This is a genomic window from Rhizobium sp. BK529, assembly GCF_014194105.1.
Lineage (GTDB): Bacteria > Pseudomonadota > Alphaproteobacteria > Rhizobiales > Rhizobiaceae > Rhizobium.
In genome coordinates this window covers 2649828-2666155 of record NZ_JACIAU010000001.1, presented here as the reverse complement: position 1 = coordinate 2666155, position 16328 = coordinate 2649828, and the positions used below count along the sequence as shown (strand labels likewise).

The window sequence follows — 16328 nt, the reverse complement described above, 5'->3', positions numbered from 1 at the left end:
ACAGATGGGAACCACATGGGCGCGGAGAATTTGGATCGCATAGCGCTTCGCAGGAAGCCAAAACAGGAGCGCAGCATCCAGCGGCTGGATCTGATCCTCAACGCCGCCGCCACCATCATCGCGGAAAAAGGCGTCAGCGCCATGCGGATGACCGAGCTGGCCGCCGCCGCCAAAGTTCCGATCGGTTCGGTCTATCAGTATTTCCCGGAAAAGGCAGCGATCGTCAAAGCGCTGTTTGACCGTCATGCGCAAGCGATCCAGCAGAAGACGACTGAAATGTTCGAAGACGTTCAGTCCTTCGACGAAGCGCTCGACCTGATCGCGACAATGATCGATTGGTACTATGCCGAATACCGCAACGATGCCGCCTATCTCGGCGTCTGGATGGGCACCGAAACCGATCAGGATCTCCTGCGCCTGAACATCGAGCATAGCGGCCAGGTCGCTGAGATCTTTCAGGCTGCCGTACGCCGCCTGGCGCCGGAATCCTGCGATGAGCAAATGAAAGCGCGCACGTATCTTTTCAGTCACCTGATCGGCGCGGCCATCCGCCTTGCGGTGCTGAGTGAAGATAGTTTCGGCGAGCGCATCCTCGAGGAGTGGAAGCGCGCAATCCGTGCTTCCCTCTTTGCCCCGACATCTGCCTCGGCGGCGTAATTTACCAGCTCGGCATCATGCTGGCCGCAGCCTTGAGCCGCGGATAGTGTCGGGCGTAACCCGTCTTCACATCCTGTTCCAGCCCATCTTCGATGACCGTCGGCGTAATGTTGTCGAGGCAGGCCGTGATATGCGCCGTGATTGCATTCATCAGCGATAGCGAAACGCCGGGTCGCTTCATGATACCGATCTGCACCGGCGGCAGCGCCGGGAAGCCGTCTGCCTGGCTCAAGACCTTCATGCCCGTCCGTAGTGCCGATTCCGGCATGACCGAAACCGCCATGCCGGCAAGCACGGCCGAGGCGACCACGGTGCAGGACCAGCTCGTGAACAGGATCTGATATTCGCGGCCGACTGCGTCGAGCGCCGAGCAGGCGAGCTGGCGCCACTGGCAGTCGCGCCGGCCGACGGCAAGCGGCACCGGCGCATCGTCGCGGATCGGATGATTGGCGGAGCTGACCCAGCAGAGCGGCTCCGTGCGCACCACATCCGAAATGCGTTCGCGCGGATTGTGGGTGACGAGCGCAATATCGAGCTCGCCCTTGTGCATGCGTTCGGCGAGGTCGACCGAAGGCTCGCAGACGATATAAAGCTCGACATTCGGGTGCGTCTTGGCGAAGCGGCCGATGATCTCGGGCATATAACGGTCGGCATAATCATCGGGCGTGCCTATGCGAAGCGTGCCTTCCAGCCTGTTGTCGTCAAAGGCGGCGATCGCCTCATTGTTCAGGCGAATAATGCGGCGTGCATAGTTGAGCAGTTTTTCGCCCTCGACCGTCAGCCTGTTGCCGCGGCCGTCCTTGATGAACAGCTGCTTGCCGATGCGCTCTTCCAGACGGCGCATCTGCATGGAGACGGCGGACTGTGTCTTGTAGACCTTGTCGGCGGCCTTGGTGAAGCTGCCGGAGTCCACGATTGCGATGAAAGTCTGCAACTGGTCGATATCAAGGGGCGCCGACATGATCTTGTCCATTCATAAAGATCGCTGATGCTAATCATTAGAAACATTCGTTGGACTGATCAATAGCTCTTTGGCATCTTCGGGATGCAAATCAAGCAAAGTGAAGGACAGACACCCTGCCTGTCCGCCCTGTGACCAGCTTCACCCTTCCTGCACGACCTCGCAGGCGGGGCGGGCTGTTCTGCGCCCCGAAGAAAGGAGAGTTCGATGCGCACTCATGAACAGACACTAGAACTCGACTGCGGCAAACTCGCCCCGACGTTTACCCAGCGTCTCATGGCTGCTTTCGCGCCGCTGGCAACCGCTCTTCGCATTGTGCGCAATCGCTCGCAGGTGAATGGGCTTTACGACCTTGATGACAATCAGCTGCGGGATATCGGCCTGACGCGGGCCGATGTGACCTCCGCCTTTCTCGCTTCGACCTTCTTTGAAGATCCGTCGGAGCATCTGACGCAGGCGGCCAAGCGCCGCTGGCGTATTGCTGTCATGCGCCCCTACAGGGACTGAACGCTCGCGTTTCCCCGCAGGGTGATAGCCAATAGCCCTGCCGCTTAACCCGGAGATCGGCTTTCCCAGCCATCTCCGGGATTTTTTATTTTTCGGTCATCCTGGAGCGGTCTGTGGGGCCGGGGCCTTCGGGAGACGGCGTTGGTCTCGGCCGATAGGCTTCCAAGATTGCCTCGATGCCTTTCTGATAGCTTTTCTGCACTTCCAGACCGCTGTCGAACATGGCATTCAACATATGCGCATAGCTATCGTGTTCAGCTTTCGGATCTTCTTTCGGCTGTTCCGGAGCCTTTGCCGCCGGCTGCTGAAACCCTGCCATCATCTCCTGGAATGCCTTGGCAAAGGGGTTGTCGAGGAAGGGATTGGCGGGCTGCTGCTGGGGTTCGGGTTTTGGTACGCTGAACATCAGCTGCATAGCCTGCGTGAAAGGATTATCGAAAATGCTGGGCTCGGGAGCGGCCTTTGGTTTCGGCGCAAAGCCGGTGCTCTCAAGCCATTTCTGGATCGTCTCCCCCATGGCCGTATTGACGAAAGGATTGACCGGTGAGGCCATCTGACCCGTCGATTGCTTGAACAGCCCACCCATCAGCGTACCGGCCATGACTGGCAGCATTTGCTTGTAGATTTCCTGGCCGATGCCGGTCATCTGCGCCGCTTGCGCGGCAATGGCGCGCGAGACTTCCTTGGAACCAAAGAGCTGGGACAGGATGTTGTTGCCATCGGAAATACCCTCGGGCGTGAAGGCTTTGCTCATATCTTCGAAATATTTGGCATAGTTGCCCGAAGCCACCGCCTGCATCAGGCCCATGAAGTCGTATGGGGTGCTGGTGCTGCGTTTCAGACCGGCAGAAAAGGCCGGCATCAGCGCCGCTATCGCCTTCGTCGCCTGTTCCTGGGCGAGATTGAATTGCTTGGCGAGGGCATCCATCGCCGCCCCGTTCTGCGCCTGCATCATCATGTCGAAGAGTGGTAGCATGAACGTCCCTTTCCCCGAGTCGCGACGCATATTCGCGCCAGTATAGCCCGAAATGGAAATGCGCAAACGGCTTTTTGGAAAGGGTAAATCGCGTCTTAGTATTGATATTCTTGGAAGACCGGGTCGACTGAGCCGCTCCAGCGCCCGTGATACAGCGCCAGCAGATCTTCGGCGAGTGTTGCCTTCTTGGCCAGGACCTCGTCGAGCGGCTGAAGGAAGATGCTTTCATCGACGCCGTCGCCATTCAGCCTGTTGCGCGCCTTGAGGCCGGCGCGGGAAATATTGACGACCTCGCGCGCCGTGTCGATCAGCCGATGGCCACGGAATTCGGCCTTCAGGCCTTCCGCCGGCACCGCGTTGCGCAACGCGTTCACTTCCTCGAAGCCCCAGTCTTTCGTCAGTTCGTCCGCAGCCTCGAGGCTGGCATCGTCGTAGAGCAGGCCGACCCAGAAGGCCGGCAGGGCACAGATGCGCCGCCATGGGCCGCCATCGGCGCCGCGCATTTCGAGGAAGCGCTTCAGGCGCACATCCGGGAAGAGCGTCGAAAGATGGTTCGTCCAGTCGCCCATCGTCGGCTGATAGGCTGATATCTCGCCCTTCAGCGCGCCGTTCATGAACTGCCGGAAAGTGACATGTGTAGCCCGGTGATAGTGGCCGTCGCGCATGACGAAATACATGGGCACGTCGAGCGCCCATTCGGCATAGTCCTTGAAGCCGAAATCGTCGCGGAAAGGGAAGTCCAGCAGTCCGCTACGGCGATTGTCCACGTCGCGCCAGACGTCGCCACGCCAGGAGAGCATGCCGTTCGGCTTGCCTTCAGTGAAGGGTGATGAGGCAAAGAGCGCGGTCGCGAGCGACTGCAGTTTCATCGACACGCGCATCTTGCGGCGCATGTCGTCTTCCGACGAGAAGTCGAGGTTCACCTGAATCGTGCACGTGCGGTACATCATGTCGAGGCCGCGGGTGCCGACCTCGGGCATGTAGTTCGTCATGATCTCATAGCGCGACTTCGGCATGTGCGGGGTTTCCGCATAGGTCCATGTCGGGCTGCCGCCGATGCCGAGGAAACCGATGCCCATCGGCTCGGCGATTTCGCGCACTTGCGCCAGATGCTGGTTGGATTCCTTGCAGGTCTGATGGATGTTTTCGAGCGGCGCGCCTGAGAGTTCGAACTGGCCGCCAGGCTCGATCGAGATGGCGCCCATGCCGTTCTGCTCACCGAGGCCGATGATATTGTCGCCGTCCATGATCGGCTCCCAGCCGGACTTGGCCTGCAGGCCCTTCAGGAGCGCCGAAATGCTGGCCTCGCCGAAATAGGGAACCGGGCTGTTATCCCTGCGGAAGAACACGAACTTCTCGTGCTCGGTGCCGATCCGGAAACGTTCCTTCGGCTTGTTGCCCGCGGCAAGGTAATCGGTCAGCTCCTGAACCGAAGAGAGCGGTGTCTGGTCGGTAGTGTCGCGAGCCATGAAAGTACCTGTATTCGGGAAGGCCGGGGCCGGGCAATTGGAAGGGTGATTAGTGCCCAAGTCAGCTAAGTTGCAAGTGAAATTGTTTCAACAGGTCATCAAAAAAATAGCACCAGTTTTCGCTGGATCGATCCGCGGCAGTCAATTCCAGTCGCCAATCGCCGCTTGCATTACTGCCATTGCCGCGACTGCTGCCGTGTCGGCGCGCAGAATGCGCGGCCCGAGCGGAATGGCGGTCACGAAATCGAGGCTGCGTAGTCGTGTCCGTTCCTCCTCTGAGAAGCCGCCTTCCGGGCCGACCAGCAGCGCGAGCCTTCGCTCCGTCACCTTCGAGAGAATCGGCAGCGGGTTCTGCCCCGCATCGCCCTCGTCGCAATAGATGATGCGCCGGTCAGCAGGCCAGTGGTCGAGAAGATCGGCAAGTTTGACCGGTTCGGCCACATCGGGAATGCCAAGGATGCCGCATTGTTCGGCCGCCTCGACCACATTGGCGCGGATCTTGTCAAGATTGGTGATCTTGCCTTGCACATGCTGCGTCATGACTGGCTGCAAAAGCCCGGCACCCATTTCGACCGCCTTCTGCACCAAATAATCCATGCGGCCGATCTTCAACGGCGCGAAAAGATAGTGCAGATCGGAAGGGGCAGGCTGCGGCCGGGTTTTCTCGATGGCAGTCAGCAGGATGCGCTTGCGGGTCGGGAAGGACAGGCCGGCCTTCCATTCACCGTCGCGGCCATTGAAGAGCAGGATTTCCGTACCCTCTTCCATGCGCAGTACATTGGCGAGATAGTTGAACTGATCGGGATTGGCCTCGACGGTAGCACCCTCTGACAAGGGAGCATCGATAAAAACCCGCTGCATGCGGAAATTGGCGCGCATTCTGAAACCCCGACCTACATGAAGAGCGCGAACATAGCCCAATAAATCACCGCCGCAAGCGCGGCCGAAACCGGCACGGTGATGACCCATGCCCCGACGATCGTCATAAAATGCGAGCGGCGGACGAGATAGCGCCGCCGGGCTTCATGGACGTTTGGCTCGGGCTCGTCGATCTCGAAGGCCTCGGCCTTGCGGCGTATGAACTCGATACGGCGCTTCGAATGACGCGTGTACCATTCGCGAAAGAAACCGACGCCGAAGACAGAGCCGACGGCAATATGGGTGGTACTGACCGGCAGGCCGAGCCAGGAGGCGACGATGACGGTGAAGGCGGTCGACAGGGCCACGCAATAGGCGCGTGTCGGGTTGAGCTTGGTGATTTCCGAGCCGACGAGCCGAATGAGGCGTGGCCCGAAAAGCAGGAGACCGACCGAGATGCCGAACGCGCCGATCAGCATCACCCAGAGCGGCGGCTGGCCGATCATGCCACTGTCGGCGATGCCGGCCGAATGAACGATCGCCGAGAGCGGGCCGACCGCATTGGAAACGTCGTTTGCGCCGTGCGCGAAGGAGAGCAGGGCGGCCGAACCGATCAGCGGAAAATGGAACAACGTCCGGAGCGAACTACGGCGATTTTCGAGATTTTCCGCCTGCCGCAGGACGATCGGCCGCACGACCAGCCAGCTGACGAGGCCTATGCCGATCCCGATCAGAAGGATCGTCAGCGACGGATAACGCCCACGCGGCGCAAGCTGCAGCACCATATAGGCCATGAAACCGCCGGCCATGACGGCGATCATCGCGGGCACCCACCGACGGGCGGCGGCAACCTTGTCCTCTTGATAGACGATGAGGGTTTTCACCAGATAGAGCAGTCCCGCGGCAATCAGTCCGCCGATCAGTGGCGATGTCATCCAGCTTATGCTGATTTCCAGCATCACCCGCCAATTGACCGGTTCAAAGCCGACGGCGCCAATACCAGCACCGATCACGGCCCCGACAATCGCATGTGTCGTCGAAACCGGTGCATTCATCCAGGTGGCGAGATTGATCCAGAGCGCGGCTGCCGTCAGTGCTGCCATCATGACCCAGCCGAGCGTCGCCGGCGGGACCTGCACCGTATCGACGATGCTGGAGGAAATTGTTTTAACGACCTCGCCGCCAGCGATCGTTGCGCCCAGCACCTCGAAGACCGCGGCGATGATCAGCGCCTGCTTCATGGTGATGGCGCGGGCGCCGACGGCCGCGCCGACATTGTTGGTCACGTCGTTGGCGCCGATATTCATGGCCATGTAGGCGGCAAGCGCTGCGGCAGCTATGATCAGGATCGCGCCCGGCCTGTCGAATACATAGACGCCGGCAAAAAGCATGGCGAGGCCGAGAAAGATCAGGCCGAGCCCCGGCGTCACCAGCCGTCGCGAGACGTACCTCGCCGCATCTTCGACATAGGTAAGCTTATCGAGATCCTTGTCGAGCGTGCGTTTGGTGAGCACTGGGTTGCGTTGCGGCATTCTGGTTCCTGGCTGAGCAATGCTTTTTGAGCTGCCCTACTTAGCAGCACAAGATGGCAAGACTCATTCTGCAGGAATTTGTTTCGGCATGCCGCTGGAAAGTCGCTCCGCCATACGTTGTTTGAAGGCAAGGAAGAGGTCGCGCAGGTCAGCCTCGTTCACGCGCTTCACGGCCTCGTCGCAGGAAACCCACTCGATCGTCCGCTCGCCCTTTTCCTTGAAGTTCTTCGCCATGCCTGTCACTTCGAGGGCAAAGACCTGGACCTTGCAGGTCACTTTCAGGCCGTCGCGCAAAACCTTGGAATACGTATAGTGGCCGAGCGTTTCGGTTTCGATCGTACCGCGTATGCCGGCCTCCTCTAGGGCTTCCTGGGCGGCCACTTCGTAGGCGCACTTGCGCGCCATCGGCCAGCCCTTGGGGATCACCCAGCGGCCTGTGTCGCGGCTGGTCATCAGCAGAACTTCGAGATCGCCCGTCTTCTTTTTCACCCGATAGCAGAGAGCAGCATATTGCTGTCTCGGCGGACGCCGAAACATCAGTTGCACATCAGAAGCCAGGCGGGCAAGAAGGGTCAATTGTTGGGTCACCTTTAATGTCGAATCGGTCTTATATTAGTATCATATGAATAGCTTGCGCGATCCATGCATCCAAAGCGAGACGGACACGATTTGTTTCATCGTACATAGGAAAATTCGAAGCGGGACAGGTTCGAAAATTTCGCCATTTCCTGTCGCAAATGCACCCGTCTTGCACAGGTGTACAATATGGTTCGATCTTGCATTCTCTTCAATGCCAAGGTCAGGTGATCCACTACGATTTTCCGGAATGTGGTAACTATGAGACTCCCGCCCCTGAATGCTATCCGTGCTTTCGAAGCGGTCTGCCGGCATGGCAGCATTTTAAAGGCGGCCGAAGAGCTCGGCGTGGTGCGCGGCGCGGTGCGCCAGCAGATATCGACGCTCGAAGATCATCTGGGCCGGAAGCTCTTCGTGCGGGATGGCCGAAGGCTCGTTCCGACCGAAAAGGCGAGGGCCTTTGCCGAGGCCGCCGGAGCTGCCCTGACCATATTGAAACGTGCCGCTGATGAATTCGAGGAAGCGGGTAGGGAGCGCATCCGCCTCGGCGTGCCCTCGGCTTTCGCGATCTGGTGGCTGATGCCGCGCGCGGCCGACATGCAGGCAAGCTTGGGCAGCGTCGAGGTCGATATCGTGCCCATGAGTGTGGCCGAGCCGCTATCCCAGCATCCGGATTTCGATGGAGTCATCATGGGTGGCGAATATCGCTCCTCTGTCGGCATCATCGAGACACGCTTCATGCAGGATGAATTCGGCCCGGTTGCGACGCCCCCGCTGGCAGCCAGACTTGCGGGCGATGTCGCGGCCCTGGCGAAATCAAATATCCTGGTCAGCCGCAGTGCGCCAAAACTCTGGGCGGAATGGTTTGCCGAAAGCGGCGCTCCGCCGGTTGCCTTTACCCATAGCCGCGAGTTCGCGGATCTGCTTCTGGCGCTGGGTGCCGCCCGAGCCGGTCTCGGCGTTGCGCTGGCGCCGAAGGCCTCGATAGAGGACGATCTTGCCCGCGGCGTCCTCGTTGCTCCCTATGGCTTCATTCGCCGCCCGGCGGGTTATAGCCTCTGTTGTCGTACGCTAGATGCGAAACGGCCAGGCTTAGTGGCACTCCGAAACTGGCTGCTGCGCTCCGGCACGGCATGAGAAAGGGCAGTTTTTCTGCCCTTTCATCAGAAATATCTCCATGCCGGCCCTATCTTCCTTTCGCTAGATCAGAGGGGAACGAAAGGGCATGAGATGGAAAAGCTTGCAACACGCATCGACTGGATCGGAAATAGCTGCCGGCTGCTGAAGGCAACGGCCGCGGAATTCGAAAAGACGCGGCCTTTTGATGGCCTCTCGATCGGTACCGGCATCCATCTGGAGCCGAAGACGGTCGCTCTCCTGATGACTCTGCGCGCCGGCGGCGCGCGCCTCGTCTGCACCGGCAACCTGAACAGCACGCAGCCGGCAACGGTCGACTTCCTGCGTTCGCAGGGCATTACCGTTTTTGCGACCCAGACGACCGATCCGGTGGCCCATCTTAAGAGCCTCGAAGCCGTCGTCGCCGAAAAGCCGGATCTGCTGCTGGACAATGGCGGCGATCTCTTCGCGATCGCGGCCGACAGGCCCTATGCCAATCTGCTCGGTGGCACGGAAGAGACGACCTCCGGCCGAACCCGTCTGCTGCCGATGCGCGAGAAGCTTGGTATGCCGATCCTCGTCATCAATGACAGCCCGATCAAGCAATTCGCCGAGAATAAGCACGCCGTCGGCCAGAGCCTGTTCGAAAGCTACATGCGCTTCACCAACCGTTCCACCAATGGCAAACGCGTAACCGTCTTTGGTTACGGCGCCTGCGGCAAGGGCACGGCCGCCTGCTTCCGCAACGCTTTCTCGACCGTGAGCGTCATCGATATCGACCCCGTCACCAGCTTGGAAGCCCACCTCGACGGTTTCGTCACACCGCTACGCGAACAGGCGATCCGATCTGCCGATGTCATCGCCACGGTCACAGGTTTCCCTGACATCATCACGTCAGCTGATCTGCCATTCATCAAGGACGGGGCGATCCTGATGAATGGCGGTCATTTCCCGCATGAGATCGACGTGGCCGCTTTCCGCAGCCATCCCGATATTGTCGGTATCGATCGCTACGAGGCCGATCATATCGAGACTTTCCACCTCAGGGACGGCCGGTCATTCCACGTGCTCGGCGGCGGCCATATGGCCAACCTCGCCGGCCCGCGCCCGCTCGGCAACTCAGTCGAATCCATGGATCTCGGCTTTACCTTACAGGCCCGCTGCCTGGAGCGGGTCGCAAAGCGCGGCGTCGGTGCCGAATCCTGCATCGTACCGGTGCCCGCTGATATCGATGCGATGGTCGCCAGCGCCTATCTTGATCTGGCGCGCTAAAGCAATTCCAGCAAAAGTGCGTAGCGGTTTTGCGTTCGGAATTGCGCTAAACAAAGAAGCAATTCCAGCAAAAGTGTGCCGCGGTTTTCCGTTCGGAATTGCGCTAAAGCAGCAGTTCAGCGCTCCCAATAGGGAACCGGGCCATAAAGTTCGGCCAGAAAGTCAATGAACAACCGAACCTTGGCCGGCAGGAATTGCCGGCTCGGATAAACCGCCGAGAGCGTGACATTGTGCGAGCCTTCGTAAGCCGGCAAGACCTGCACGAGCTTGCCGTTCTTCAACTCCTCGCCAATGTCCCAGGTGGAGCGCAGCGCGATCCCGAGGCCGGCAATGACCGTTTCGCGGATCACCTCGCTGGAATTGGTAATCAGCATACCCTCGGGCCGCAGGCTGAAGGCCCCGTCCGGACCGTCCAGCCGCCAGACGTCATTATTATGCGCTGGCAGACAGCGATGCTGTTTCAGCTCTTCGATATGTTTGGGCATGCCGTGACCGGCGATATAGTCAGGTGAAGCACAGAGCACGCGGCGCACAAGTGCCAGCCTGCGTGCGACAAGGCTGGAATCGGTAAGCTCCGCAATGCGGATGGCAAGATCGAAGCCGCCGCCGACGATATCGCTGAACTCGTCGGTCAGCACCAGATTGATCGCAAGCTCTGGATGGGCGTCCATGAAGGCTTTCAGATGCGGGGCAATATGCATCCGCCCAAAAGAGGTGGGGGCGGAGATCTTCAACGTGCCATGCATCTGCGCTGAGCGGCCGGAAATATAGAATTCCGCCTCCTCCAGCCCCGCCAGGATGCCGAGAACCCGGTCGTAGAAACCCTGGCCGGCTTCCGTCAGCGAGATCTGTCGCGTCGTGCGCTGCAAAAGCCGCGTGCCGAGCCGGTCCTCCAGCCGCTTGATGCGCTTGGAAACGACGGCCGGGGAAAATCCGAGCGCGCGGCCGGCAAGCGACATGCTGCCGGTCGAAACGACCTTGGCAAAGATTTCGAGATCACCCAGATTGGTCATAAGCTTCTGTAACTTTTTCCCCTTTTGGCATAAGTGCTTAACATTTGCGCCGGTTTCGGGAAAGTGCTAAGCCGAAAGAACCGGTGGCATGGAGGATTTGTCACCGGTTTCCGTCATGTTGGCCGAGGGAAAACGCCATGTCCGACGCCATTCCGTTTCTCGCTCCGCGCCCTGATGTTCTGGCGCGCCGCAAGGAAATCGTCGCCGATCTCGCCGATCTCCTGCCGCCGGAATGCCTGATCCACGAAGCACGCGAACTCGTGCCTTTCGAGACAGATGCTTTCGTTTCCTATCGCCGCCTGCCGCTGGCCGTCGCGCTGCCGCGCTCGACGGCGGAAGTGGCAGCCGTCATGAAATACTGTCATCGCTACGGCATTCCGGTCGTCCCCCGCGGCGCCGGCACGTCGCTTTCTGGCGGTGCGATTCCGCAGGAAGATGCTGTCGTGCTCGGCCTGTCGAAGATGAACCGCATTCTGGACATTGATTTTGCGAATCGCTGCGCGGTCGTTCAGGCTGGTGTGACCAATCTCAATATTTCTGAAGCCGTCTCTGCGGACGGTTTCTTCTACGCGCCGGATCCGAGTTCCCAGCTTGCCTGCACGATCGGCGGCAATATCGGCATGAACTCCGGCGGCGCACACTGTCTGAAATATGGAGTAACCACAAACAACTTGCTCGGCGTCAAGATGGTGCTGACCGACGGCACGGTGATCGAGCTCGGCGGCAAGGCGCTGGATGCGGCAGGTTATGATCTGCTCGGCCTCGTCTGCGGCCATGAGGGCCAGCTCGGCATCGTCACCGAAGCGACGGTGCGCCTGATCGCCAAGCCCGAGGGTGCACGCCCGGTGCTGTTCGGTTTCGAAAGCTCGGAAGAGGCTGGCCGCTGTGTGGCCGATGTGATCGCCGCCGGCATTATTCCTGTCGCCATCGAATTCATGGACAAGCCAGCAATCGAGATCTGTGAGGCCTTCGCCCACGCCGGCTACCCGCTCGATGTCGGCGCTCTCCTGATCGTCGAGGTCGAGGGATCGGACGCGGAAATGGACGACATGCTGAAAAGCATTGTCGAGATCGCCCGCAACCATGGTGTAAAGACGGTGCGCGAATGCCAGTCGGCGACCGAGGCGGCGCTGATCTGGAAAGGGCGCAAGTCCGCCTTCGGTGCCACCGGCCGTATTGCCGATTACATCTGCATGGACGGCACCGTGCCGCTGAGCCAGCTTTCCCATGTGCTGAAGCGAACGTCCGAGATCGTCGCGAGATATGGCCTGCGGGTCGCTAATGTCTTCCACGCCGGCGACGGCAACATGCACCCGCTGATCCTCTTCAATGCCAATGATCCGGAGGATGCGGCAAAGGCCGAGGCGGCCGGCAACGATATCCTGAAACTCTGCGTCGATGCCGGCGGCTGCCTGACAGGCGAGCATGGCGTCGGCATTGAAAAACGTGATCTGATGCGCCATCAATATTCCGAGGCCGATCTCGCCCAGCAGATGGCGGCACGCGCCGCTTTCGATCCGCAATGGCTATTGAATCCCTCCAAGGTCTTCCCGCTCGAAGGGCGTTCGGCTGCATGATTGATCTGATGCCGGCAAGCGAGGAGGAAGCCGCGGCGGTCATCCGTGCCCATGCACAAGAGGGCAGAGCTCTCGCCATCAGCGGCGGCGATACGCGCTCGGGTTTCGGCAACGCCGTCGAAGCGGAGGATCGGCTGCGTTCTATCAGCCTATCCGGCATTGTCGCTTATAATCCGGGCGAGATGGTCATGACCGCAAGGGCGGGCACACCGCTTGCCATGGTCGAGGCGGCGCTTGCCGAAAACGGCCAAATGCTGGCCTTCGAACCCATGGACCATCGCGCCGTGATGGGCACGTCCGGCGAGCCGACAATTGGCGGCGTCTTTGCCGCCAACGTCTCGGGTCCGCGCCGTTTCGTGGCGGGTGCTGCGCGCGACAGTCTGCTGGGCATCCGCTTCGTCAACGGCCACGGCGAGATCATCAAAGCTGGCGGCCGGGTGATGAAGAATGTCACCGGTCTCGATCTGGTGAAATTGCTTTCCGGTTCGCACGGCACACTGGGCTTCCTGACCGAGGTGACCTTCCGGGTGCCGCCGCGCGCCAAGACCGAAGAGACCGTCATTATCTCCGGTCTCAATGATGCCGAGGCGGCAAATGCGATGGCAGCGGCCATGGCGCTGCCGGTAGAGATTTCGGGTGCCGCGCACCTGCCCTTGACCGTGACCTGGAAATTTCTCGGCGGCAAGCTACCGGAGGGAGAGGCGACGGTGCTGCGTATCGAGGGCCTGCCGGGTTCGGTGGACTCACGCGCCGCAAAGCTTCTGTCGGCGATGAGGACGTTCGGTCAGGCCACGAAGCTCGATCACGCTGCCAGCCGGCTCCTCTGGCAGGAAATCCGCGATGTCGCGCCCTATGCCGACGGAACCGCGCGGCCTGTCTGGCGTGTCTCCGTGGCGCCTGGTATAGGCCATCAGCTCGTTGCGGCCCTGAGGCTCGAAGCCGGCGTGGATGCTTTCTATGATTGGCAGGGCGGTCTCGTCTGGATGCGCATGGAAGCCGACCCGGAGGCTGATCTCGTCCGCCGCTTTGTCAAGGCGCTCGGCGGCGGCCATGCGACGCTGATCCGCGCGCCTAGCGATGCGAGAGCGGCACTATCGGCCTTCCATCCCGAGCAGGAGGCGGTGGCATTGCTGTCGCGCCGCGTGAAAGAAAAGTTTGATCCGGCAGGGATCTTCAATCCCGGCAAGATGGCGAGACATTGAAATGCAGACCAACTTCACACTCGCCCAGCTTGCCGATCCGCATGTAGCGGAATCAGAGCAGATCCTGCGTAAATGCGTTCATTGCGGTTTTTGCACCGCCACCTGTCCGACCTATGTCACCCTCGGCAACGAACTCGACAGCCCGCGGGGGCGTATCTACCTCATCAAGGACATGCTGGAAAACGGTCGCGCGGCGGATACGCAAGTCGTTACCCATATCGACCGCTGTCTCTCCTGCCTTGCCTGCACCACGACCTGTCCCTCGGGTGTCGACTATATGCATCTGGTCGATCGTGCCCGGGTTCACATTGAAAGGACCTATAAGCGGCCGTTCATGAACCGGCTGACCCGCGCCATCCTGGCGGCGGTATTGCCCTATCCCGGCCGCTTCCGGGCAGCACTGGTCCTTGCCGGCATCGGCCGTCCCTTTGCCGGCCTGATGCGCGGGGCGGCGCTGAAACCATTTGCCGCGATGCTGGCGCTTGCGCCGCACAGTATTCCGGCGCCATCGCCCTTTGCCCGGCCCGGCCGGTATGAGCCGCAGGCCGAACGTCGCGGGCGCGTGGCGATCCTGACCGGCTGTGCGCAACCCGTTCTCGATCCGGCCATCAACGAGGCGACCATCCGGCTGTTGACCCGCCTTGGCGTCGAGGTGGTCGTGCCAGAAGGAGAAACCTGCTGCGGCTCGTTGGTCCACCATATGGGGCGCGAGGAACAGGCGCTTGCTTCAGCCCGCGCCAATGTCGATGTCTGGACTCGCGAGATCGAGGCCGGCGGCCTCGACGCGATCATCATTACCGCATCAGGCTGCGGCACGACGATCAAGGATTACGGCCACATGCTGCGTCTTGACCCCGCTTACGCCGGCAAGGCGGCGCGGGTTTCGGCGCTTGCCAAGGACATTACCGAATATCTGGCAGGGCTCGAATTGCCTGCACACATGTCAAAGGGCATCACCGTCGCCTATCATTCCGCCTGCTCAATGCAGCACGGCCAGAAGATCACCATGGCGCCGAAGCACTTGCTGAAGGCGGCCGGTTTCACCGTTCGCGATCCGGCCGAGGGACATCTCTGCTGCGGCTCGGCCGGCACCTATAACATTATGCAGCCGGATATTTCCGCAGCCCTCAAGGCCCGCAAGATCAAGAATATCGAGGCGACCAAGGCCGATATCATCGCCACCGGTAATATTGGCTGCATTACCCAGATAGGGTCGGGCACCGCCACTCCGATCCTGCACACCGTTGAGCTTCTGGACTGGGCCTATGGGGGCGCTGTGCCTGAAAAATTAAGGGATTTGCCGCTAGCCTGAGACCACCGGTTCATTGGTGGATCGGCGGGGCGATCTCAGGAGCTTTGACTATGTGGCGCGGATTGATGGTGCTTGCCGTATTGCTCGGCGCGGCTGGTGCGGCGCACGCCGATGTCAGATATTTCTGTTCTACAGACGACAAGGATGTGCGCTTCACGCTCGAAAGCGCTTTCGAAGATGGAGGCGGCCATCAGCTGATCCATTTCCGTGGCGCGCTGATGCTCAAGGATACCGGCAAATCCAAGAATTTCGGCAAGCGGATCCTCGAATCGAAGGATCTGACGAACCGTTGGTCTCGCGATGGCGACCTGCGTCTGGAAGTCTTCGCGGCGGAAGGTGCTGACACCGAAAGCGAGTCTCTGGATCTCGCAGTTCTCGCCGGCCAGCATGGCAAGACGTCGCCGAATTTCGGCGGCACTTATGCCCTACGGATCGAGGGCAGTACCAGCTTCTTCGCCGTCGAAGGCAAGGTGAGCTGCGGTACCAAATAGCCCCGCAGCGCCATCTCTTTATTTCGCGCAATTCCAGATAAAAAACTGCGGCACATGCTGGAATTGCTCCAGATTACCAGTGGTAGGAAATACCGACATTGACGGCGTTGGTGACGATGTTCGTCTTCAGGCGGTCGCCGCTGTCGATCGGAACGTCGACACGCGAATAGGTGCCCTTGTATTCAACGAAGGTCGACCAGTTGTCGGTGATGCGGAAGTCGACACCGGCCTGCGCCTGAAAGGTCACGCCACCGAATTCGTAATCGAAGGTCGTGCCCTGGGGACGGGTGACTTCGACGTGCGGAATGTTTACACCGACACCGGCACCGAGATAGGGGGTCCAGCGGCGAGCCGGGTCCTTGAAGCGGTAGAGACCGTTGACCGTCAAGAGGTTTAGGCCGTCGGTGAATTCGAAATGCGTCCAGCCCGGCGTGCGTGCCATCGTTTCGTCGTCGGCATAGACCTTGTCATGGGTATAATCGAGCGACACGCCCCAGTTCGGCAGGTTGAAGTCGCCCAGCCACCAGGTGACGCGGCCGCCGTAGTAGGGTGGGCTGCCGAAGGATTTGCCTTCCCAGCCGGCGCTGAAGGAAGTGCCGTCGGAAACATCAACATGACTGTGCGGCGCCGTCTGATAGCCGCCGTAGATGGAAAACTCCAGATCTTCAGCAGAAGCGGTGCCAGCCACCGACGCAAGCGCGGAAAACGCAATGCTCGCCAGAAGCGAGGTGGAATGACGCAATGCAGATGCCATCGAATATCCCCGAAATGCCAAAAAGCTATTAGATCGATTTTCTCGCAGATTTCCG

Annotated in this window: 16 protein-coding genes; 8 read left to right on the top strand and 8 right to left on the bottom strand. The window is 60.2% G+C overall.

All coding sequences use genetic code 11. The features are described from left to right. The first annotated feature begins 15 nt into the window (after positions 1-15). Positions 16-657, top strand: coding sequence for a TetR/AcrR family transcriptional regulator (locus tag FHX08_RS13510; RefSeq protein ID WP_184327233.1), 642 nt, complete (start codon positions 16-18; stop codon positions 655-657). Between the two features lies 1 nt (position 658). On the opposite strand, the gene FHX08_RS13505 is transcribed toward FHX08_RS13510, so the two are convergent. Next, the gene (locus FHX08_RS13505) at positions 659-1618 is read right to left on the bottom strand and encodes a LysR substrate-binding domain-containing protein (protein ID WP_132652560.1); all 960 of its coding nucleotides are present in this window, start codon (positions 1616-1618) and stop codon (positions 659-661) included. A 207-nt stretch (positions 1619-1825) separates the two neighbouring features. On the opposite strand from FHX08_RS13505, the gene FHX08_RS13500 reads away from it, so the two are divergent. Then, positions 1826-2125, top strand: a complete 300-nt coding sequence (locus FHX08_RS13500) for a DUF1127 domain-containing protein (RefSeq protein ID WP_132652558.1) — start codon at positions 1826-1828, stop codon at positions 2123-2125. An 85-nt stretch (positions 2126-2210) separates the two neighbouring features. On the opposite strand, the gene FHX08_RS13495 is transcribed toward FHX08_RS13500, so the two are convergent. From FHX08_RS13495 to FHX08_RS13475, 5 genes are all read right to left on the bottom strand, one after another. After that, on the bottom strand, positions 2211-3101 hold the full coding sequence (locus FHX08_RS13495; protein ID WP_132652557.1) for a DUF937 domain-containing protein: 891 nt from the start codon (positions 3099-3101) through the stop codon (positions 2211-2213). A 95-nt stretch (positions 3102-3196) separates the two neighbouring features. Then, positions 3197-4570: a glutamate--cysteine ligase gene (locus tag FHX08_RS13490; RefSeq protein ID WP_132652555.1), complete on the bottom strand. Its 1374-nt coding sequence runs from the start codon at positions 4568-4570 to the stop codon at positions 3197-3199. Between the two features lie 141 nt (positions 4571-4711). Next, positions 4712-5449 carry a 16S rRNA (uracil(1498)-N(3))-methyltransferase gene (locus FHX08_RS13485; protein ID WP_132652553.1) on the bottom strand — a complete coding sequence of 246 codons (738 nt, stop codon included), beginning with the start codon at positions 5447-5449 and terminating at the stop codon, positions 4712-4714. A gap of 14 nt (positions 5450-5463) precedes the next feature. Beyond that, on the bottom strand, positions 5464-6960 hold the full coding sequence (locus FHX08_RS13480; RefSeq protein WP_132652552.1) for an inorganic phosphate transporter: 1497 nt from the start codon (positions 6958-6960) through the stop codon (positions 5464-5466). 63 nt (positions 6961-7023) lie between these two features. Further along, positions 7024-7536, bottom strand: a complete 513-nt coding sequence (locus tag FHX08_RS13475) for an NUDIX hydrolase (RefSeq protein ID WP_132652550.1) — start codon at positions 7534-7536, stop codon at positions 7024-7026. 261 nt (positions 7537-7797) lie between these two features. Between FHX08_RS13475 and FHX08_RS13470 the strand changes: the two genes are divergently transcribed. Both FHX08_RS13470 and FHX08_RS13465 read left to right on the top strand, forming a co-directional pair. Beyond that, positions 7798-8673 (top strand): LysR substrate-binding domain-containing protein, encoded by an 876-nt coding sequence (locus FHX08_RS13470; protein WP_184327231.1) that lies wholly within the window; start codon positions 7798-7800, stop codon positions 8671-8673. A 93-nt stretch (positions 8674-8766) separates the two neighbouring features. Beyond that, positions 8767-9924 (top strand): adenosylhomocysteinase, encoded by a 1158-nt coding sequence (locus FHX08_RS13465; RefSeq protein ID WP_132652548.1) that lies wholly within the window; start codon positions 8767-8769, stop codon positions 9922-9924. A gap of 116 nt (positions 9925-10040) precedes the next feature. Here FHX08_RS13465 and FHX08_RS13460 read toward each other — a convergent pair whose 3' ends face one another. Further along, entirely contained in the window at positions 10041-10937 is an 897-nt protein-coding gene (locus tag FHX08_RS13460; RefSeq protein WP_132652546.1) for a LysR family transcriptional regulator, read from the bottom strand. Between the two features lie 137 nt (positions 10938-11074). Between FHX08_RS13460 and FHX08_RS13455 the strand changes: the two genes are divergently transcribed. The 4 genes from FHX08_RS13455 to FHX08_RS13440 are packed head-to-tail and all read left to right on the top strand — an operon-like array spanning position 11075 to position 15519. After that, complete coding sequence (locus FHX08_RS13455; protein WP_132652544.1) at positions 11075-12514, top strand: FAD-linked oxidase C-terminal domain-containing protein; 1440 nt, start codon at positions 11075-11077, stop codon at positions 12512-12514. Next, positions 12511-13716 carry an FAD-binding protein gene (locus FHX08_RS13450; RefSeq protein ID WP_132652542.1) on the top strand — a complete coding sequence of 402 codons (1206 nt, stop codon included), beginning with the start codon at positions 12511-12513 and terminating at the stop codon, positions 13714-13716. Before FHX08_RS13455 ends, FHX08_RS13450 begins: the two co-directional genes overlap by 4 nt. Before the next feature lies 1 nt (position 13717). After that, entirely contained in the window at positions 13718-15028 is a 1311-nt protein-coding gene (gene glcF, locus FHX08_RS13445) for a glycolate oxidase subunit GlcF (protein WP_184327230.1), read from the top strand. A 50-nt stretch (positions 15029-15078) separates the two neighbouring features. Beyond that, positions 15079-15519 (top strand): hypothetical protein, encoded by a 441-nt coding sequence (locus FHX08_RS13440; protein ID WP_132652539.1) that lies wholly within the window; start codon positions 15079-15081, stop codon positions 15517-15519. 73 nt (positions 15520-15592) lie between these two features. On the opposite strand, the gene FHX08_RS13435 is transcribed toward FHX08_RS13440, so the two are convergent. Then, the gene (locus tag FHX08_RS13435) at positions 15593-16273 is read right to left on the bottom strand and encodes an outer membrane protein (RefSeq protein WP_132652537.1); all 681 of its coding nucleotides are present in this window, start codon (positions 16271-16273) and stop codon (positions 15593-15595) included. Between the last annotated feature and the right edge of the window lie 55 nt (positions 16274-16328).